Annotated in this window: 12 protein-coding genes; 8 read left to right on the top strand and 4 right to left on the bottom strand. The window is 71.7% G+C overall.

Annotated elements, in window-relative coordinates; translation table 11 throughout:
• Window positions 1-11 precede the first annotated feature (11 nt).
• Genes DB32_RS01375 through DB32_RS01395 form a run of 4 tightly spaced genes read left to right on the top strand, consistent with a single transcriptional unit; the run spans window position 12 to window position 4,873 of the window.
• Entirely contained in the window at window positions 12-1,961 is a 1,950-nt protein-coding gene (locus DB32_RS01375; protein ID WP_157068583.1) for a hybrid sensor histidine kinase/response regulator, read from the top strand.
• 42 nt (window positions 1,962-2,003) lie between these two features.
• Entirely contained in the window at window positions 2,004-3,836 is a 1,833-nt protein-coding gene (locus tag DB32_RS01380; RefSeq protein ID WP_053230605.1) for a DUF4215 domain-containing protein, read from the top strand.
• A gap of 47 nt (window positions 3,837-3,883) precedes the next feature.
• Window positions 3,884-4,666 carry a hypothetical protein gene (locus DB32_RS01390; protein WP_157068584.1) on the top strand — a complete coding sequence of 261 codons (783 nt, stop codon included), beginning with the start codon at window positions 3,884-3,886 and terminating at the stop codon, window positions 4,664-4,666.
• Between the two features lie 18 nt (window positions 4,667-4,684).
• A complete protein-coding gene (locus DB32_RS01395) occupies window positions 4,685-4,873 on the top strand; it encodes a hypothetical protein (protein WP_053230608.1) in 189 nt (62 codons plus the stop codon).
• Here the strand turns inward: DB32_RS01395 and DB32_RS01400 are convergent, their stop codons facing one another.
• Complete coding sequence (locus tag DB32_RS01400) at window positions 4,874-6,043, bottom strand: GNAT family N-acetyltransferase (RefSeq protein WP_157068585.1); 1,170 nt, start codon at window positions 6,041-6,043, stop codon at window positions 4,874-4,876.
• 53 nt (window positions 6,044-6,096) lie between these two features.
• Between DB32_RS01400 and DB32_RS01405 the strand changes: the two genes are divergently transcribed.
• The gene (locus tag DB32_RS01405) at window positions 6,097-6,939 is read left to right on the top strand and encodes a nucleotide excision repair endonuclease (protein ID WP_169791291.1); all 843 of its coding nucleotides are present in this window, start codon (window positions 6,097-6,099) and stop codon (window positions 6,937-6,939) included.
• Here DB32_RS01405 and DB32_RS01410 read toward each other — a convergent pair.
• Entirely contained in the window at window positions 6,924-8,954 is a 2,031-nt protein-coding gene (locus DB32_RS01410; protein ID WP_169791292.1) for a peroxidase family protein, read from the bottom strand. The genes DB32_RS01405 and DB32_RS01410 overlap by 16 nt on opposite strands.
• A gap of 777 nt (window positions 8,955-9,731) precedes the next feature.
• Here DB32_RS01410 and DB32_RS01415 point away from each other — a divergent pair.
• The 3 genes from DB32_RS01415 to DB32_RS01425 all read left to right on the top strand — a co-directional run bounded on the left by DB32_RS01415 (window position 9,732) and on the right by DB32_RS01425 (window position 14,133).
• Complete coding sequence (locus tag DB32_RS01415) at window positions 9,732-11,066, top strand: putative metal-binding motif-containing protein (protein WP_083457067.1); 1,335 nt, start codon at window positions 9,732-9,734, stop codon at window positions 11,064-11,066.
• Window positions 11,067-11,157: 91 nt separating this feature from the next.
• Complete coding sequence (locus tag DB32_RS01420; protein ID WP_075097791.1) at window positions 11,158-12,501, top strand: sigma 54-interacting transcriptional regulator; 1,344 nt, start codon at window positions 11,158-11,160, stop codon at window positions 12,499-12,501.
• A 153-nt stretch (window positions 12,502-12,654) separates the two neighbouring features.
• On the top strand, window positions 12,655-14,133 hold the full coding sequence (locus DB32_RS01425; protein ID WP_053230613.1) for a vWA domain-containing protein: 1,479 nt from the start codon (window positions 12,655-12,657) through the stop codon (window positions 14,131-14,133).
• Here DB32_RS01425 and DB32_RS01430 read toward each other — a convergent pair.
• Together DB32_RS01430 and DB32_RS01435 are read right to left on the bottom strand one after the other, a co-directional pair.
• Window positions 14,118-16,016, bottom strand: a complete 1,899-nt coding sequence (locus DB32_RS01430) for a patatin-like phospholipase family protein (RefSeq protein WP_053230614.1) — start codon at window positions 16,014-16,016, stop codon at window positions 14,118-14,120. The genes DB32_RS01425 and DB32_RS01430 overlap by 16 nt on opposite strands.
• A gap of 48 nt (window positions 16,017-16,064) precedes the next feature.
• Entirely contained in the window at window positions 16,065-16,685 is a 621-nt protein-coding gene (locus DB32_RS01435; RefSeq protein ID WP_053230615.1) for a dihydrofolate reductase family protein, read from the bottom strand.
• Window positions 16,686-16,723 lie beyond the last annotated feature (38 nt).

Here is a 16,723-nt window from a genome sequence, read left to right on the forward strand (position 1 = left end):
CGCCATCGTCCGTGATCGAAGCAGAGCCCGACGGAACACTCCGCATCATCGCGGCGAACGACGCGGCGGGTGAGCTCGGTGGCGCGGGCAGCGGCGCTGCGCTCGAGGGACGCACCATCGCCGAGGTCTCGCCGCGCTCGATCGCGCCGCTCCGCGACGCGCTCGCGAGGGGCGCGCGCACCACGGTGCCCGGCGTGGTGCTCGAGGGCGGGCGTGTCTTCGACGTCGAGCTCATCCCGCTCTCGCCGACGCGCATCGGCCTCTCGATGCACGAGACCACGCGCGAGCAGCGCGCGCGCCACGCGCTCGAGCTCACCACGCGCGAGCTGCAGGACCTCTACGATCGCGCGCCGATCGGCTACCACTCGATCGATCGCCACGGCGTGTTCCGGCGCATCAACGACACCGAGCTGCGCTGGCTCGGCTACACGCGCGACGAGATCGTGGGCGTGCGGCGCTTCGTGGATCTGCTCACGCCCGAGAGCCGCGAGCAATTCGAGCGGACGTTCGATCGCTTCATCGAGCGCGGCGAGACCTCGAACCTGCAGTTCGACATGGTCCGCAAGGACGGCTCGCTGCTGCCGGTGCTGCTCCACGCGACCGCCGTGTACGACGCGTCGGGCGCGTTCGTCGCGAGCCGCTCGACCGTGCTCGACGTGACCGAGCGACGCCGCGCCGAGGAGCGCGAGCGCGAGGTGTGGACGCAGATCGAGCACCACCTCGAGCTCGGCACCGAGGAGCTCCGCGCCGCGAACGAGGGGCTCCGCGCGGAGATCGCGGCGCGCGAGCAGGCGCAGGCCGCGCTCGCGCAGACCGAGGTGCAGCTTCGCCAGGCGCTCAAGATGGAAGCGGTGGGCCGCCTCGCGGGCGGGGTGGCCCACGACTTCAACAACATGCTGAGCGTCATCCTGATCTTCACCGAGCTCGCGCTCGGCGAGATGGCGGTCGACGACGCGCGGCGCGGCGATCTCGAGCAGGTGCGCGGCGCCGCAGTACGCGCGACCGAGCTCACGCGGCAGCTCCTCGCGTTCAGCCGGCAGCAGGTGCTCGATGCGCGACCGATCCTCGTCGACGACGTGATCGCGGGGCTCGAGCGCCTGCTGCAGCGGCTGATCGGCGAGCAGGTGGGGCTCTCGACGACGCTCGGCGCGCGCGGCACGCGCATCCTCGCGGACGTCGGTCAGATCGAGCAGGTGATCGTCAACCTCGCGGTCAACGCGCGCGACGCGATGCCGCGCGGAGGACGGCTCCGCATCGAGACGGGCGTGGTCGATCTCGACGACGACTACGCCGCGTCGCACCACGGCGTGCGCGCGGGCAGGTACGTGGTGATCGCGGTGAGCGACACCGGCGTCGGGATGAGCAAGGAGACGCTCGATCGCGCGTTCGAGCCGTTCTTCACCACGAAGGAGCCGGGCAAGGGCACGGGCCTCGGGCTCTCGACGGTCTACGGCATCGTCGCGCAGAGCGGCGGGCACGTGTGGGCCTACAGCGAGGTCGGTCTCGGCACGACGATCAAGGTGTACCTGCCGGTCGTCGAGCACGACTCGGGCGCGGGCGACGCGCGCTCGGGGCTCGCGCACGCGCGCGGTGGGAGCGAGACGATCCTGCTCGTCGAGGACGATCCGTTGGTGCGCGCGGCCGCGCGGCGCATCCTCGCGCGCAGCGGGTACCTCGTCGTCGAGGCGTCGGCGCCGGCGGAGGCGCTCTCGCTCGCGAGCGGTCTCGCGCGCGTCGACGCGCTGCTGACCGACGTGGTGATGCCCGAGCTCACCGGCCCCGAGCTCGCGGATCGACTGCGCGTGAGCCGGCCCGATCTGCCCGTCGTGTACATGTCGGGCTACCTCGACGTCGACGTGGTCGGGCCGCGGGTGCTCGAGGAGCGCGCGCGCTTCGTCCAGAAACCGCTGACGAACGAGGCGCTGCTGCGCGCGGTGCGGGACGCGATCGATCGCCGCTGAGGGTGTTGCATTCCACGTCCGCAATGGGTGACAAGAGAGGCGATGCCGCGCTTCGTATCCGTCCTCCTCGCGCTCCTCGCCCTCACTGCTTGCGATCCCGATCCCGATCCCGGCCCCGGTGACGACCCCGATGCGGGCGACGTCGGATCGCACGACGCGTCGCCGGGAATCGATGCGCCTCTGCCCCCGAGGCCCGACGCGGGCAGTCCGGTCTGCGGCGATGGCGTCAAAGCGTCGAGCGAGGCGTGTGACGACGGCGACGTCGACTCCGGCGATGGTTGTTCGGCGACTTGCACCGTCGAGGACGGATATGCGTGCCCGACCCCCGGCGAAGACTGCGTGCCGATCGCGACCTGCGGCGATGGCGTGCGCACTGGCGGCGAAGGGTGTGACGATCGCAATTCCGACTCGAGCGACGGCTGCAGCGCGGACTGTGTGATCGAGGCCGGTTGGGTCTGCCCGATCGACGGAGTCGCGTGTCGCGCGGCCGCGTGCGGCGACGGAATCATCGCGGGATTCGAGGAGTGCGAGGACGGCGACGCGCCGCCCGAAGGAGACGACGGCTGCAGCGCCGATTGCCTCTTCGAGGACGGCTATGCGTGCGAGACCGTCGGCGCGCCGTGCGTCGAGACCGAGTGCGGCAATGGCATGGTCGAGGGCACGGAGCCCTGTGACGACGGCGACAACGACACTGGCGACGGCTGCAGTCCGCTCTGCGAGCTCGAGCCGGTGTGCAGCGACGGAGTCTGCACCACTGCGTGCGGCGACGGAGTCGTGCTCCCGGGCGAGCCCTGCGACGACGGCAACACGCGCGCGGGCGACGGCTGCTCGCCGACGTGCACCATCGAAGACGGCTTCACCTGCGAGCTGACCGAGATCGAGCCGCCCGACGAGCTCGCGCTGGCGGTCGTCTATCGCGACTTCCGCGGATACGACCTGCCCGCGACGGGCTCCGTCCCGCGCGGCCACGTCGACTTCCAGAACGCGAATGGAACCGAGACCGGGATCGTCGCGGCGATGCTCGGCACCGATCGACTCCCGGTCTACGCGAAGGAGGGAGTCAGCTCGGCCACCACGCACGGGCGCCCGGCGTTCGACCAGTGGTACCACGACTCCTCGATGAGCATGACGGTCGTCGACCGCATCGTGCTCGCGCGCCAGGCCGACGGTCGATACGTGTTCGACGACGCCGACTTCTTCCCGCTCGACACGCGCGGCTGGGTCGACGCCGAGCTCGAGCCGGTCCGCAACGGCGGCCACAATTTCTCGTTCACCAGCGTCGTTCGTTATTGGTTCGAGTACGGCGGAGACGAAGTGCTCACGTTCCGCGGCGACGACGACGTGTGGGTGTTCATCAACGGGCGTCTCGCGCTCGATCTCGGCGGTGTGCACGGTCCGCTGAGCGGCACGGTCACGCTCAGCGCGCGCGCGAGCGAGCTCGGGCTCGTCGCGGGTCGCATCTACGAGGTCGTGGTGTTCCAGGCGGAGCGCCACACGTCGCAGTCGTCGTATCGACTCACGCTCTCGAACTTCACGTCGTCGCGGACCGAGTGCGCGCCGATCTGCGGCGACGGGATCGTCACGCGCTTCGAGGCGTGCGACGACGGAGTGAACGACGGCTCGTACGGCGGGTGCGCGCCCGGGTGCATGGCGCTCGGCCCGCGCTGCGGCGATGGCGCGACGCAGAGCGAGCAGGGCGAGCAGTGCGACGATCCGCCGAACGTCGGCGGCTACGACGGATGCTCGCCCGCGTGCCAGCTGACCGAGCGCTGCGGCGACGGCGTGCGACAGGCCGAGCACGGCGAGCAGTGCGACGACGGCAACGACGTCGACACCGACACCTGCAGCAACGCGTGTCTCACGAACCTCGGCTGACGCGCGCGGCGTGACCCGATCGCGACGCGCGACGACACCGTGCTCGCATGAGCACGCGCAGCTCGCTCGCGGTCGCGATCGCCTGGGTCGTCTCGGGGTGCGTCGGATCGATCGGCGGCGAGCCCGACGCGGGCGCGCCACCGCGCGATCCGATCGACGCGAGCGTCGTGATCGACGCGAGCGCGATCGACGCGAGCACGCCCGCGATCGACGCGGCGCCGATCGTCGACGCGCGCACCAGCGAGCCCGATGCAGGTCCTCCGCCCGAGCTCGACGCGGGCCCTCTACCGAGCGACGGCGGTGGGTTCCCCGGGCCGCTCGACGAGTGCCCCGGTGGCGCGTCGATCGATCGCTTCCAGTCGTGGCTCGCGAGCGGCGAGGGCACGACGAGCCCGCGCACCGGCTCGCTGCTCGTGAGCGAAGGCGGCGAGCAGGTCGCACGCGTCGAGTTCGTGAACCGCGAGTGGCACGTGCTCACCGTGTTCACCGCGAACCAGTTCGAGGGCGAGGCGGACTTCTCTCGCGCGTCGGGGTTCTGGCTCACGTATCGCGCCACCGAGGACCTGTACGTGCAGATCCGTCCTTCGTTCGCGTGGAGCGGCGGCGACAAGTACCTCACGCGCATTCCTTCGACGGGCGGCGTGGACCAGACGCGCTTCTTCTCGTTCGCGCGCGATCAGTGGGCGACGCTGCCCGCGCTGGGCACGCCGTCGTACTCGTACGAGTCGGCGCTCGCCGCGGTGCGCGGCTTCGTGTTCGTCGGAGAGACCCCGAACCAGATCACGTTTCGAGGGCTGCGCGTCGATGGCTACGTGCCGCCCTGTCGGTGACCACGCTACGCTCTCGAGGTGTTCCTGCCGTACCTGATCGGCTTCCTCGTGGTCGCGTGCTGCTCGGCGGGCGGTGTGCTCGCGCTGTCGTGGTACTTGCGTCGCGAGGACCCGCCGCCGCGCCGGGAGAGCGGCCGGGTGCGCGTGCAGTCGGTGCTGGTGCGCGAGCCGAACGAGGCGCGCGCACCACGCGACGTGCGCGACTGATCAGAACCAGTCGCAGAGCCACGGCTCGCCGCGCGTGAAGAGCCGAGCGAGCGCGTGGGCACCGTCGATCGAGCCCTCGACGAGGCCCATCGCGACCAGCGTCGAGACGTTCGCGAACCCGCTGTAGAGCGCGGCGAGCGCGCGGGTGTCGAGCGTCGGGAGCTCGCGGCGCGCCGCGATTGTGTCGACCTCCGCGCGCCCGTCGCGCACCCGCACGTGCAGCGCGTGATCGCCGAACAGCGCGTCACGCACCACGAACGACGCCTCGCCCTCGCTCGAATAGCCGCGCATCGCGAGCGCGCGCGCGGGATCGAGGATGCGCAACATCCAGCGATGGGGCTCGACGATGCGCGCGCTCTCCTCGGGCAGCAGCGACACGAGCGGATCGCTCGCGCATCCCAGCCAGCGCAGGTCGCGGCCGAGCGAGCGCAGATCGGAGAGCAGCGCGGCGCACCGTCGCGCGGCGGCGGGCGTCGCGAGCACGAGATCGCGCAGCGCGATCCCGAAGTGCAGATCGGCGCCCGGCTGGTGGCTGTAGACGATGTAGCCCTCGGGCGCGCTCGCCGGCCCGAAGCGATAGGCGCGCGCGGTGCCCTGATACGGCTGGGTGATGCGCGCCCAGATCGCCTCGGTGCGCACGAGGTGCCCGTCCCAGCGGCGCGCGCGCGCGTCGTAGAGCGGCCGCACGTGCGCGTTCTCCAGCGGATCGAAGGGCTCGCACGCGAGCGCGTGATCGCCGCGCGCGAGGCTCGCGACCGGCGCCTCGAAGCGCAGCGTGACGCCCGCCTGCTCGAACCCGATCGCGCGATACACCGCGACCGACGACGCATAGAGGCCCGCGAGCGGCACGCCCTCGCTGCGTGCCTGCGCGAGCGTGTCGACGAGGAACGTCCGTGCGATCCCGCGCCCGCGCCACGAGGGCTCCACGCCGACGCCCGCGAGCCCGATCATCGGCACGCGCTCGCCGCCCCAGTGCTGGCCGAACCGATAGAACCCGAGGCCGCCGCGGATCGCGCCGTCCGCGATCACCACGCGCAGGTTCTCGTGCCCGATGCGCTCCATCCACGTCGTCCAGGGCAGCCCCTCGTTCCCGAAGCTCTCCTGGAGCACGCGCTCCAACGTCGCGCGCTCGTGCTCGTCGCGTGGGGCCCTCACGATGCGATCGCTCATGTCGCGCACCGTGCCCGTCGCGCGCGAGACGCGCAATGCGGTATGCAGTCGCGGTGACGCGCGCGTTCGATCGGCGGCTCGGCGACGACTTCCTCGCGACGGTGCCGCGCTCGCCCGGCGTCTATCGCGTGCTCGATGCCGCGGGCACGGTCGTGTACGTCGGCAAAGCGATCAACCTGCGGCGTCGTCTGTCGCAGTATCGCAATGCGACCCGCCGGAAGCGGCACCGCAAGATGCGCGCGATCGTCGAGAGCGCGGCGCGCGTGGAGTTCGAGCCCTGCGAGACCGAGCTCGACGCGGAGCTGCGCGAGACCGCGCTCATCCAGTCGCTCACGCCGAAATGGAACGTCGTCGGCGCGTTCTCGTTCCTGTATCCGTCCATCGGCCTCGGCGCGCCCGAGCCCAGGCACGCGCTGTTCGCGTTCTCGACGACGCCGAGCGAGCGCCCGGAGCTCGACTGGCACGGTGCCTATCGCTCTCGCGACATCACGGGGGGTGCGTTCTTCGCGCTCATGCGTCTCCTCGCGCTGATCGGACATCGTGAGAAGACGCCGCGACGTCCGAAGGGCACACGCACCTGGACGTTCGAGGTGCGGCGACTGCCCTCCTCGTGGCGCGACGACTGGAGCGCATTCCTGCGCGGGGAGTCGCGCGCCGCGCTCTCGTCGCTCGCGATCGCGCTCCTCGACAAGCCGCGCGCCCGGAGAGACGCGGGCACGGTGCAGGAGGACCTCTCGGCGCTCGATCGATTCTATCGCTTCGAGGCCCAGAAATTGGCGAGCGCGCGTCACCTCGTGGGCGACGCGCGCTGGCCGATCCCTCAGATCGATCGCGACGCGCTCTTCATCCGAGCGCGCGCGCTGCGATCGGCGGCATCAGGTCACTCCCACGGATAGAACGCGTTCGCGACGTTCGTCAGGCCCGTGTTGCGCAGCTCCGGGAAGTGGCGGAGCAGCACCGAGCGCATCGAGCTCAGCTCGATCCACATGAGGCCCTCCGACGTGTAGACGTCGGAGTTGTAGAGCGTCGTGTAGAAGCGGTCCGCCTGGAGGCGGCGGGTCGCCATCAGCGTGAACACCTGGAAGAGCGTCTCGCCGAACCCGTAGCAGCTCGGGCGCTGACCCTCGGCGAACGTGCCGACCATCAGGTCGACCTGATCGATGTCGCCGTAGATCGACTCGAGCCGGCTCGCGAGCTCGCGATCACCGTTGGTGAGCGTGATGAAGTCCGGCACGCGCGGCAGTCGGAGCAACTGGCGCGCATCGTTGTAGCGGGGAATGCCGCGCTCGCGGTCACGCACGATGTCGATCGTGCCCATGTCGATCACGCCGCGCCCCGGGACCAAGAGGTCCTGGAGGAACTGCGGATAATTGTCGAGCACGAGCGCGCCCGGGTTCGTGGTCCCGAACGAGTAGAGCAGGTTCTCCATGCCGTACGCCGCGAGCATCGCGCGACCACCGGCCTCGCGGGAGAGCGCGGTCGGGACGACGGCGCGCACCGCGCCGGTGCGCGCGGAGCGCACGGTGAGGTGCTCGGGGAGCAGCGGGTGCATGCGGTACACCGAGACGAACTCCTCGGTCATCGCGTACGCCGCGTCGTAGAGATTGCGCGCGCCGGGATTGCCGACGACGCCGTAGACGACCGGGTTCGGATAGAGCCCGGGGATCTGCGGCAGCGGCGGGCACGTCGCGCTGTTGAGGCCCGACCAGTTGGTGCGCATCGCGATCTCGAGGCTCGAGTTCGGCAGGATCGCGGGCGTCCACTCGATCGTGTGGATCTTCGCGATCAGCGCCGCGTTGATCAGGCGCGCCGTGTCGAACAGGCGCTGATCGTCCCAGTCGGGATGATTGCTCGCGAGCATGTCGGCGATCGCGTTGTGCTCGAGCGCGAAGAGCGTGTGCATCAGCTCGAGGCCGACCCAGAAGTTCTCGCGCATGCCGGTGTCGGAATACCCGCGCTCGCCGAGCGGCAGCAGGCCGCTGCGGGAGACGCGCAGTCGGCCGCCCTGGTGCGAGCGCAGGCGATCCGCGGTCTCGGGATCACTGCCGTAGATCTGCGAGCCGTCCCACCAGTGCGTGACCTCGTTCGTGTAGGTCGGCGGCAGCGCGTCGTCGCGGCCCGCCACGCGCGTCGCGTCCCGCGCGGTGCGCGGGATCGACATCGTGCGCATGCCGTAGCGGCGAAGCGGATCGGTGCGCGACAGCGGGACTTCGATGGTGCCCGCGCCGTGTCCGCGCTGGACGCCGTGATTGAACCAGTCGTGGACCTGGAACTGGATCCACGCGGTCGCGAGGTTGTTGAGGAACGGGACCCCGTGGAACTCCGAACCTCCGGGGCCACGTCGGCGCAGGAGCTCGAGGCTGATCTCGCGCGGGTTCGGGACGAGCATCTGCGACTCGTCGGGGAACGCGGCCGTCAGGAGGATGTTGCGGCCGAAGCGCGTCCCGGCCGCGCCCATCAGCGGGTTCGTCGGATCGTTGCAGGTGCCGTCGAGGTTGCGCGTGACGTACGGCCCGGTCGGGCACTGCGGATCCGGGCGCGCCGGATCGGTGACCATCGGCACGCCCGTGCCGACGTAGGTATCCGTCAGGTTGAAGCGCTCGAGGATGCCGCGCATCAGCGCGAGCTTCGCGAGGCCGCGCTCACGACCGTCGCGATACCAGTTGGTCCAAGGACCGGTGTAGAGGTCGGCCGCGAGCGCGGGATCCTGCGCCATCCGGAGCAGTCCGAGCACGTCGGAGGCGAGCACCGTCGCGGTCTCGGGCCCGTCGGGGCCGATGCAGTAGGGCAGTGCACCGGTGTTCGGATCGTCGGGACAGCAGAGCCCCGCAGTGCTCGAGACTGGCTCGCACACGGTGCCTGGCTCGCAGGCCGGTGTACCGCCGAGGCCGCAGTAGCCTTGTGCCTCCACGGTGCCTGGAGCACCGAAGAGCGCGCCGGCGAGCGCGAGAGTTCCGACTGCCCTCCATCGTTGATCCATCGACTCCCTCCACGACGTCAGAGAAGCGCACACGACGAGCGCGACGAAGCGCTCGATGCCGATGCGGCATCGAGCACGATGCTTTCGTCGCGACACGAGCTCTCGGATCGGGAACGCGCGACCGAGCCCACGGGCACGGCGCGAGTCGGCTCCGAGCAGAGCACGCGCTCGCTCGTCCTTGCCCCTCGAGCGACCTCCGCAACGGATGTGCCCGGACGGAGTGAGGCAAAAAGCGCTGGAGTCTCGCGGCGCGCTCCAGAGCACGGAGCGCTCCGTGCTCCAGCGCGGAGCGCTCGATGCTCCGAGCCGCGTGAGTGGGAATCGGGGCGACTCCCACTCTGCCAGAGAGGCACTCTGATCCGAGGAATCGACGTACGTTCTGACGCGCTCCACGCGCGACGCGACGCGTCAGACGCGACGGAGCACACACACGATCACAGGTGCGTGCCTGTCCGGGACTGGCACCCTCCGATGGGGCTGACAGGCACCGTGAGGATGTGAGTGCTCACGGCGCGAGGCGGCGGACCCGCGGGCGTCGCCCCCCAGGCGATCACGCCGCCGAGCGTTGGGTCGGGCCCCACACGCGCTGTGGGGTATCCCACGACGCCGCCGTGAGAAACGCGCGGTTTCTTCGAGGAATTCGCGCGGCGCACCCGTTGCTGTGGACCTCGCCACGCGCGCGTCCTGCGTGCGTGATGGAGGGACGGGATGAACAAGGCTTCTCTTTCGCTCTGGCTCGCGATGGCGCTGATGGGCGCCGGCTTGGTCGGGTGTGGGGACGACGATGGCGGCGGGGGCGGCGCGGACGCCGGTGTGGAAGACGCGGCGCAGGGGCAGGACGGATCGACGCCCGCGTGCAGCGAGGACTCCGAGTGCGACGACGGTGATCCCTGCAACGGCGCCGAGACCTGCGGCGCGAGCGGGTGCACCGAGGGCGCGGCGGCAGAGGACGGCACCGCGTGCGACGCCGATGGCGACGAGACGACGGCCGATCTCTGCGTGGCGGGCGAGTGCGGCGCGACGCGCTGCGGCGATGGGCACGCCGACGACTCGACCGGCGAGGAGTGCGACGACGGAAACGACGTGAGCGGCGACGGCTGCGACGACTGTCGCTTCTCGTGCGACGAGGACGCCGACTGCGACGACGACATCGAGTGCAACGGCGCCGAGACCTGCTCGGACGCGCACGTCTGCGAGCTCGGTGAGCCGCTCGCCGACGAGACCGCGTGCGCCGCCGGCACCGGCACCTGCGCCGCGGGCGTGTGCCTCGCGCGCACGTGCACCGACGACGAGGACTGCAGCGACGGCAACGCGTGCAACGGCGAGGAGACCTGCGGTGGCGAGACCGGCTGCACGATCGGCACCGCGCTCGACTGCGACGACGAGAACGCGTGCACCGCGGACTCGTGCGACGCGGCGGTGGGCTGCCGCCACGCGCTGATCGACGGCGATCGCGACGGCGCCGCGCCGACGAGCGCGGGCGCGTGCGGCACCGACTGCGACGACACCCGCGCCGACGTGCACCCCGATGCCGACGACGTGTGCGACGGAGTCGACAACGACTGCGACGGCGAGACGGACGAGGGTGGCGTCACGACGTGGTACGTCGACTGTGATCGCGACAGCTACGCGCGCAGCGGCGCGGCGATGGTCGAGTCGTGCGCGCGTCCCGCGCCCGGCACGGCGGGCTGCGCGAGCGGCGGCGGATGGACGACGCGCGCGCCGAGCGCGCCCGCCGAGTCGGACTGCAACGACGGAGTCGCGGCGGTCAATCCCGGACAGGCCACGTTCCAGACCACCGCGATCGCCGGCGCGCCCGAGGCGAGCGACTACGACTACGACTGCAACGCGACGGAAGAGGTGCGCAGCGACGACGAAGGCGCGTGCCGGCGCGCGGGTCTCGTCTGCGCGGTCACCGAGGGCTGGAGCGGCGACGCGACGCCCGCGTGCGGCGCGACGGCGGACTGGGTCGTGCGCTGCATGCCGAGCGGTGTGCTCGGGTGCTCCGCGGTGACCGAGGAGCGCCAGCAGGCCTGTCGCTGATCGCATCGTCGTGAGCGAGACGGAGGCCCTCGACGTCGCGCGTCGAGGGCCTTCGCGTTTCGCGTGCGTGATACCATCGCGATCGGTGTCGATGACGGTGACGCGTCGCTTCGGCGGTGGGGGGCCCACGCTGGCAGTGACCACGCTTCGCGCGGACGTTCTGGAAGGGCCCGACCAGGGGCGCATCACGCGCACCCACGACGAGCGGTTCACGCTCGGGACCGCGCAGGGGAACGATCTCGTGCTCGGCGACGACACGGTGAGCCGCTTCCACGCGCTCGTGCGACGCACCGACGAGGGCATCCTCGTCGTCGATCAGCGCTCGACGAACGGCACGTGGGTCGGCGGCGCGCGCCTCGGCCAGGCGATCGTGAAGCCGGGCACGGTGCTGCAGCTCGGTCGCACCCACGTGCGCATCACCGAGGGCGCGGAGCTCGACGTCGAGATCCACGCGGGCGACGCGCTCGGCCCGCTGCGCGGTCGATCCCCGCAGATGCGGCGCGTGATGGCGTGGACGCGTCGTGCGTCCGCGAGCGAAGCGCCGGTGCTGCTGGTCGGCGAGTCGGGCACCGGCAAGGAAGCGGTCGCGCGCGCGATCCACGAGGGCGGCCCTCGCAAGGACCAGCCGTTCGTCGTCGTCGACTGCGGCGCGCTCACGCCGACGCTCGTCGCGAGCGAGCTGTTCGGGCACGAGCGCGGCGCGTTCACCGGCGCCGAGCGCCAGCACGTCGGCGCGCTCGAGCAAGCGCACGGCGGCACGCTCTTCCTCGACGAGGTCGGCGAGCTCCCGCGCGAGCTGCAGCCGGTGCTGCTCGGCGCGCTCGAGCGCAGCGTGTTCCGTCGCGTCGGTGGGCGCAGCGACGTGCACGTCGACGTGCGGGTGATCGCGGCGACGAACCGCGATCTGCGCGCGGAGATCAACGCGGGCTCGTTCCGGCTCGATCTCTTCTATCGGCTCGCGGTGCTGCAGCTCGAGCTGCCTCCGCTGCGCGAGCGCAGGGACGACATCCCGCTCCTGCTCGAGCACTTCCTGCGCGAGCTCGGGTACCGCGGAGAGATCGCGCGGCTCTTCCCCGAGGACGCGATGCGCGCGCTGCTCGATCATCGCTGGCCCGGCAACGCGCGCGAGCTGCGCAACGTCGCGCAGGCGACGCTCGCGCTCGGGCTCGAGTCGTTCCTCGACGGAGCGCCGCGCGCGCTCGAGCGCTCGGGCTCGGCGCCCGACGCGACGGGCGATCCCACGATGCTGCCGATCGCATCGTGGCTCGCGATGCCCTACAAGGAAGCGCGACAGCAGGCGCTCGGCGCGTTCGAGGAGCGCTACCTCGCGCACCTGCTCGAGCGCAGCGGCGGGAACGTGTCGCAGGCGGCGCGCGACGCGGGGCTCGATCGCTCGTACTTGTTCTCGCTGCTGCGACGCGCCGGCTTGCGCTGAGCTGCCGAGAGTCGCGCCGCGCGGCACAGATCGCGCCGCGGTGTCGCGCTCGTCATCGCGAGTTCCCGCGATTTTGCGCTGCGATTTCCGCTGGCACCGCGCTTGTAGTGCGTGGCGCGAGAGCTCGCGCGTCGGGCTCGGGGAGGAACGCTCATGCTCGTCTTCGCTTCGCCGGAGCGGCGCCGTCGCGCGCTCGCGCGCCTCGTCGCGCTGTCGATCCCACTCGCAGGCTGCTCGATGTCGGCGGGCGCGCCGGGCTCGTTCGGCGCGACGCCCGGTGGCGCGCAGGACATGGGGCTCGCGCGCGAGCTGATCGCCGCGGGACGCGTGCCTCCGCCCGAGGCGTTCGTCGTCGAGGGCATGTTCTCCGAGCACGATCTCCCGGTGGCTGGGGACGCGTGCACGCACACCCTCTGCGTGCGCGCGACCGGCGCGATCGCGCCCGACCTCGAGGGCGAGCAAGCCGGATGGATCCAGCTCGGGCTCTCGTCGACGATCGATCCCGAGACGTTCCAGCGCGCGCCGATCACCGCGATCGCGACCGTCGACGTGTCGGGCTCGATGAGGTGGGACGACGGCGAGGACGCGCCGGGCGAGGTCGCGCGCACGTTCCTGCACGAGCTCGTCGATCGGCTCGACGAGCGCGACGCGTTCGCGATGGTCACCTACGGCAGCGACGTCTCGACCCCGGTGAGCACCGCGCCCGCGAGCGATCGTCCCGGCCTCCACGCCGCGATCGATCGGCTGCACGAGGCGGGATCGACGAACATGGAAGCGGGGCTCGAGCGTGCGTTCGCGCTCGCGCGCGATGCGCGCCGTGCGAGCCCCGAGCGACCGGTGCGCGTGTTCCTGTTCACCGACGTGCAGCCCAACGTGGGCGCGACCAGCCCCGGCGCGTTCCAGTCGATGACCGAGGCCGCTGCCGCCGAGGGGATCGGGCTCACCGTGCTCGGCGTCGGCACCGGCATCGGCCAGGAAGTGATGCTCGCGATGAGCCACCTCCGCGGCGGCAACGCGTTCACGATGTTCCGCGCCGCCGACGTCGCCACGCTGCTCGAGGACTCGTGGCCGTGGATGGCGAGCCCGATCGCGGTCGATCTCTCGCTCGCGATCAAGACCGATCCCGCGATGACGATCGCGCGTGGCATCGGGTTTCCCGGCGCCCCGATCGCGGCCGACGAGGTCGAGCTCGAGGTGGCGACCGTGTTCCTCTCGCGACGTCGCGGCGCGCTGCTGGTCGAGGCGCGCGGCGTCGAGGGCGCGTCGCTCGCGGGCGCGAGCGCACGCGTCGCGCTCTCGTACCAGGAGCCGAGCGGCGAGCTCGTCGACGAGGCCTTCGACGTCGCGCTGCCCGCGCGCGCCGAGGGCGAGACCGAGGCGCACGTGCAGGACGTCACGCGCCGCACCGTCGCGCTCGCACTCCTCGTCGACGGGATGCAGGCCGCGGCGCGCGCGTACCCGAGCGATCGCGCGGGCGCGATCGAGCTCGTCCGCGCGGCGCACGCGCGCATCGAGGCCGCCGCGAGCGTGACCGGCGACGAGGCGCTGGCGACGGAGGTGGCGCTCGCCGCGGATCTGCTCGCGCTGATGGAAGCGGGCGCGCCGCAGGGCTCGCTCTACGGCGCGTACTGAAGGTGCGCTGCGGGCTCGCTCGGGCGGCGCAGGACGTCGCTCGAGCGGCTCGCGAACCGCTCGGTGCCGCTCCACGACGCGAGCGCGCGCTGGGCGTGCGTGTAGCCGATCTCGACGAGGCTCGGCCGCGCACCGAAGTCCAGCAGCTTGATGTGCTTCACCGGCGGCGCGAGGAAGAGCTCGGCGTGCCCTTCGGCGACGAGGTGCGAGAGCAGCCCCTTGCTCCCGAGCATCGCGGTCGCGGTGAGGAGCTGCATGATCGTCACGCCGCTGCGGCGCTCGGAGCCGCGCAGTCGCTCGCCGAGCTGCGTCCATCCGGTCGGCAGCGGCTCGGCGGGCACGTCCGCGGGATCGATGCCGAGCGAGCCCACGTCGACCGCGAGGATCGTCGCGCCGGGGCACTCGCGCTCCATCACGTCGATCGGCACGTTGTCGATCACCCCGCCGTCGACGAGCAGGCGACCGTCGAGCTGCACCGGCGGGAACACGCCGGGCAGCGAGCAGCTCGCGCGCACCGATCGCCAGACGAGCCCGCGATCGTGCACCACCGCGACCGCCTGGCTGATGTCGGTCGCGATGCAGAAGCACGGCAGCCAGAGATCGGGGATCTCGACGTCGGCGAACCCGTCGCGCAGCACGCGATCGAGCTTGCGCCCCGCGAGCAACGACACGACGGGCACGTCGGGATCGCGCAGCGCACGCGCGTCGGGGACGCGCTCCGCGAAGAGCTCCGCGATCTCGCGCGGCGAGACCCCGAGCGCGTAGCCCGCGGCGACGACCGCGCCCATGCTCGTGCCCGCGATCGCGTCGATGGGGATGCCCGCTTCGTCGAGCGCGCGCAGCACGCCGATGTGCGCCAGCGCGCGCGCGCCGCCTCCGCCCAGCACGACGGTGATCGGCTGCTCTGCGACGTGACGCGCGACGCGCGCGAGATCCGCCGCACGACCGCGACGCACGTGATGGCGACGCCGGCACGGCAGCGCGAGCCACGCCGCGGTGCCGCGAGGCACGGCGGTATCCGCCTCGTGCACGAGCACCAGATCGGTGCGCACCGAGGAGCGCCGCGCGAGCATCGCGCCCGCGCGTTCGATCTGCGCGGCCGCGCTCGGCCTCGCCGCGACGACGACACGATCGGTCTGCTCGAGGCACCACGCCGTCCACGGCGTCTCGTCGCGATCGCACACCAGGACGAGGAAGCCGCGCGCCTCCTGCTCGCTGCACCACCCGGCGATCGCGTGCCGGGCGCGATCGAACCCGTCGCGATCGAGCGCCTCGCCGCCGAACCGCTCGGCGACCTGCGCCGAGCGCGCGACGGATCCGGTCCCGAGCAGTGCGCCGAGCGCGCGCGCGAGCCCGTGCACCAGCTCGTCGATCGCGAGCTCCGGATCGATCGGCAGCACGGTCAGCACGCGCGGGCGCTCGGCGGCCGAGGGCTTGGTGTGGGTCCGGACCGCGTTCTCGTACGCGACGCGCGCCTGCGCGGTGACGAGCTCGGGGTACGCGAGCATGCACGCGAGGAGCGCGTCGCGGTGGAAGCGCAGCACCGTGCTGTCGCGCATCGCGAGCACCTGGCCCGCGGCCGAGGCACGCGCGACGACGAAGCTCAGTCCGCAGAACGCGCCGCGGCCCATCTCGAGCGAGATCACGCGCCCGGCGCGCTGGCTCGCGCGCTCGTCGGTGGCGCGCAGTCGCCCGCGCACCACGAGGAACGCCGAGTCGGGCGGCGGCCCGGGCTCCATCAGGCGCGCGCCCGCAGGCACGAACACGCGCTCCGCGACGCGCGCCAGCGCGGTGATCGCGTCCTCCGACAACGCAGAGAACGCCGGATCGATCGCGAGCAGCTCCTGCAGCTCGGCGACGCTCGTCGCGGGTCCGTCCGACATCCGTGCTCTGCCGGCCACGTGGGTGCGGCGAGAGCCGGCGCAAGCGGATCAGCGCGCCTTCACCGCGTAGCGCAGGTGCGTCACGCGCGGCGAGTGCACCGCCTCGGTGGTCGAGAGCGAGAGCTTCTTCGGATCCATGCGATCGAAGAGGCGAATCCCCTCACCGAGGAACACCGGCGCGAGCGCGACGTGGAATTCGTCGACGAGGCCCGCCTGCAGATATTGACGGATCGTCTGCGCGCCACCCGCGATGCGGATGTCCTTGTCGCGCGCGACCGAGCGTGCCTGTCGCAATGCGCTCTCGATTCCGTCGTTGACGAAGTGGAACACGGTTCCTCCCGGGCGCTCCCAGGGCGCGCGGGGCTTGTGCGTGAGCACGAACACCGGCGTGTGGAACGGCGCCTCCTCGGGCCAGCTGTGCTCGCCGGCGTCGAACATGCGCTTGCCCATGATGCTCACGCCGGCGCGCTGGAACGTGCGCTCGAGGTGCGTGTTGTCGACGCCGGTCTCGCCGCCCTCTCCGAGCTTGAGGTTCTCGCGGAAGAACTTCTGATGAACGACGAAGTCCTGCAGTCCCAACCACTGCTGGAGCCACTGCTCGTCCGAGCGCCACTCGGGCGCGATGAATCCGTCGAGCGACATCGTCACGCTGAAGAACACCTTGCTCATCGATCGCTCCTTCGACTGAAAAGAAGACGCAACTCACC

This window comes from Sandaracinus amylolyticus, from assembly GCF_000737325.1.
Lineage (GTDB): Bacteria > Myxococcota_A > Polyangia > Polyangiales > Sandaracinaceae > Sandaracinus > Sandaracinus amylolyticus.

Bases quoted from the DNA above. Each gene is read 5' to 3' on its own strand.
- DB32_RS01380 (WP_053230605.1), top strand. From the start codon at position 2,004: ATGCCGCGCTTCGTATCCGTCCTCCTCGCGCTCCTCGCCCTCACTGCT.
- DB32_RS01390 (WP_157068584.1), top strand. From the start codon at position 3,884: ATGAGCACGCGCAGCTCGCTCGCGGTCGCGATCGCCTGGGTCGTCTCG.
- DB32_RS01400 (WP_157068585.1), bottom strand. From the start codon at position 6,043: ATGAGCGATCGCATCGTGAGGGCCCCACGCGACGAGCACGAGCGCGCG.
- DB32_RS01415 (WP_083457067.1), top strand. From the start codon at position 9,732: ATGAACAAGGCTTCTCTTTCGCTCTGGCTCGCGATGGCGCTGATGGGC.
- DB32_RS01420 (WP_075097791.1), top strand. From the start codon at position 11,158: ATGACGGTGACGCGTCGCTTCGGCGGTGGGGGGCCCACGCTGGCAGTG.
- DB32_RS01425 (WP_053230613.1), top strand. From the start codon at position 12,655: ATGCTCGTCTTCGCTTCGCCGGAGCGGCGCCGTCGCGCGCTCGCGCGC.
- DB32_RS01430 (WP_053230614.1), bottom strand. From the start codon at position 16,016: ATGTCGGACGGACCCGCGACGAGCGTCGCCGAGCTGCAGGAGCTGCTC.
- DB32_RS01435 (WP_053230615.1), bottom strand. From the start codon at position 16,685: ATGAGCAAGGTGTTCTTCAGCGTGACGATGTCGCTCGACGGATTCATC.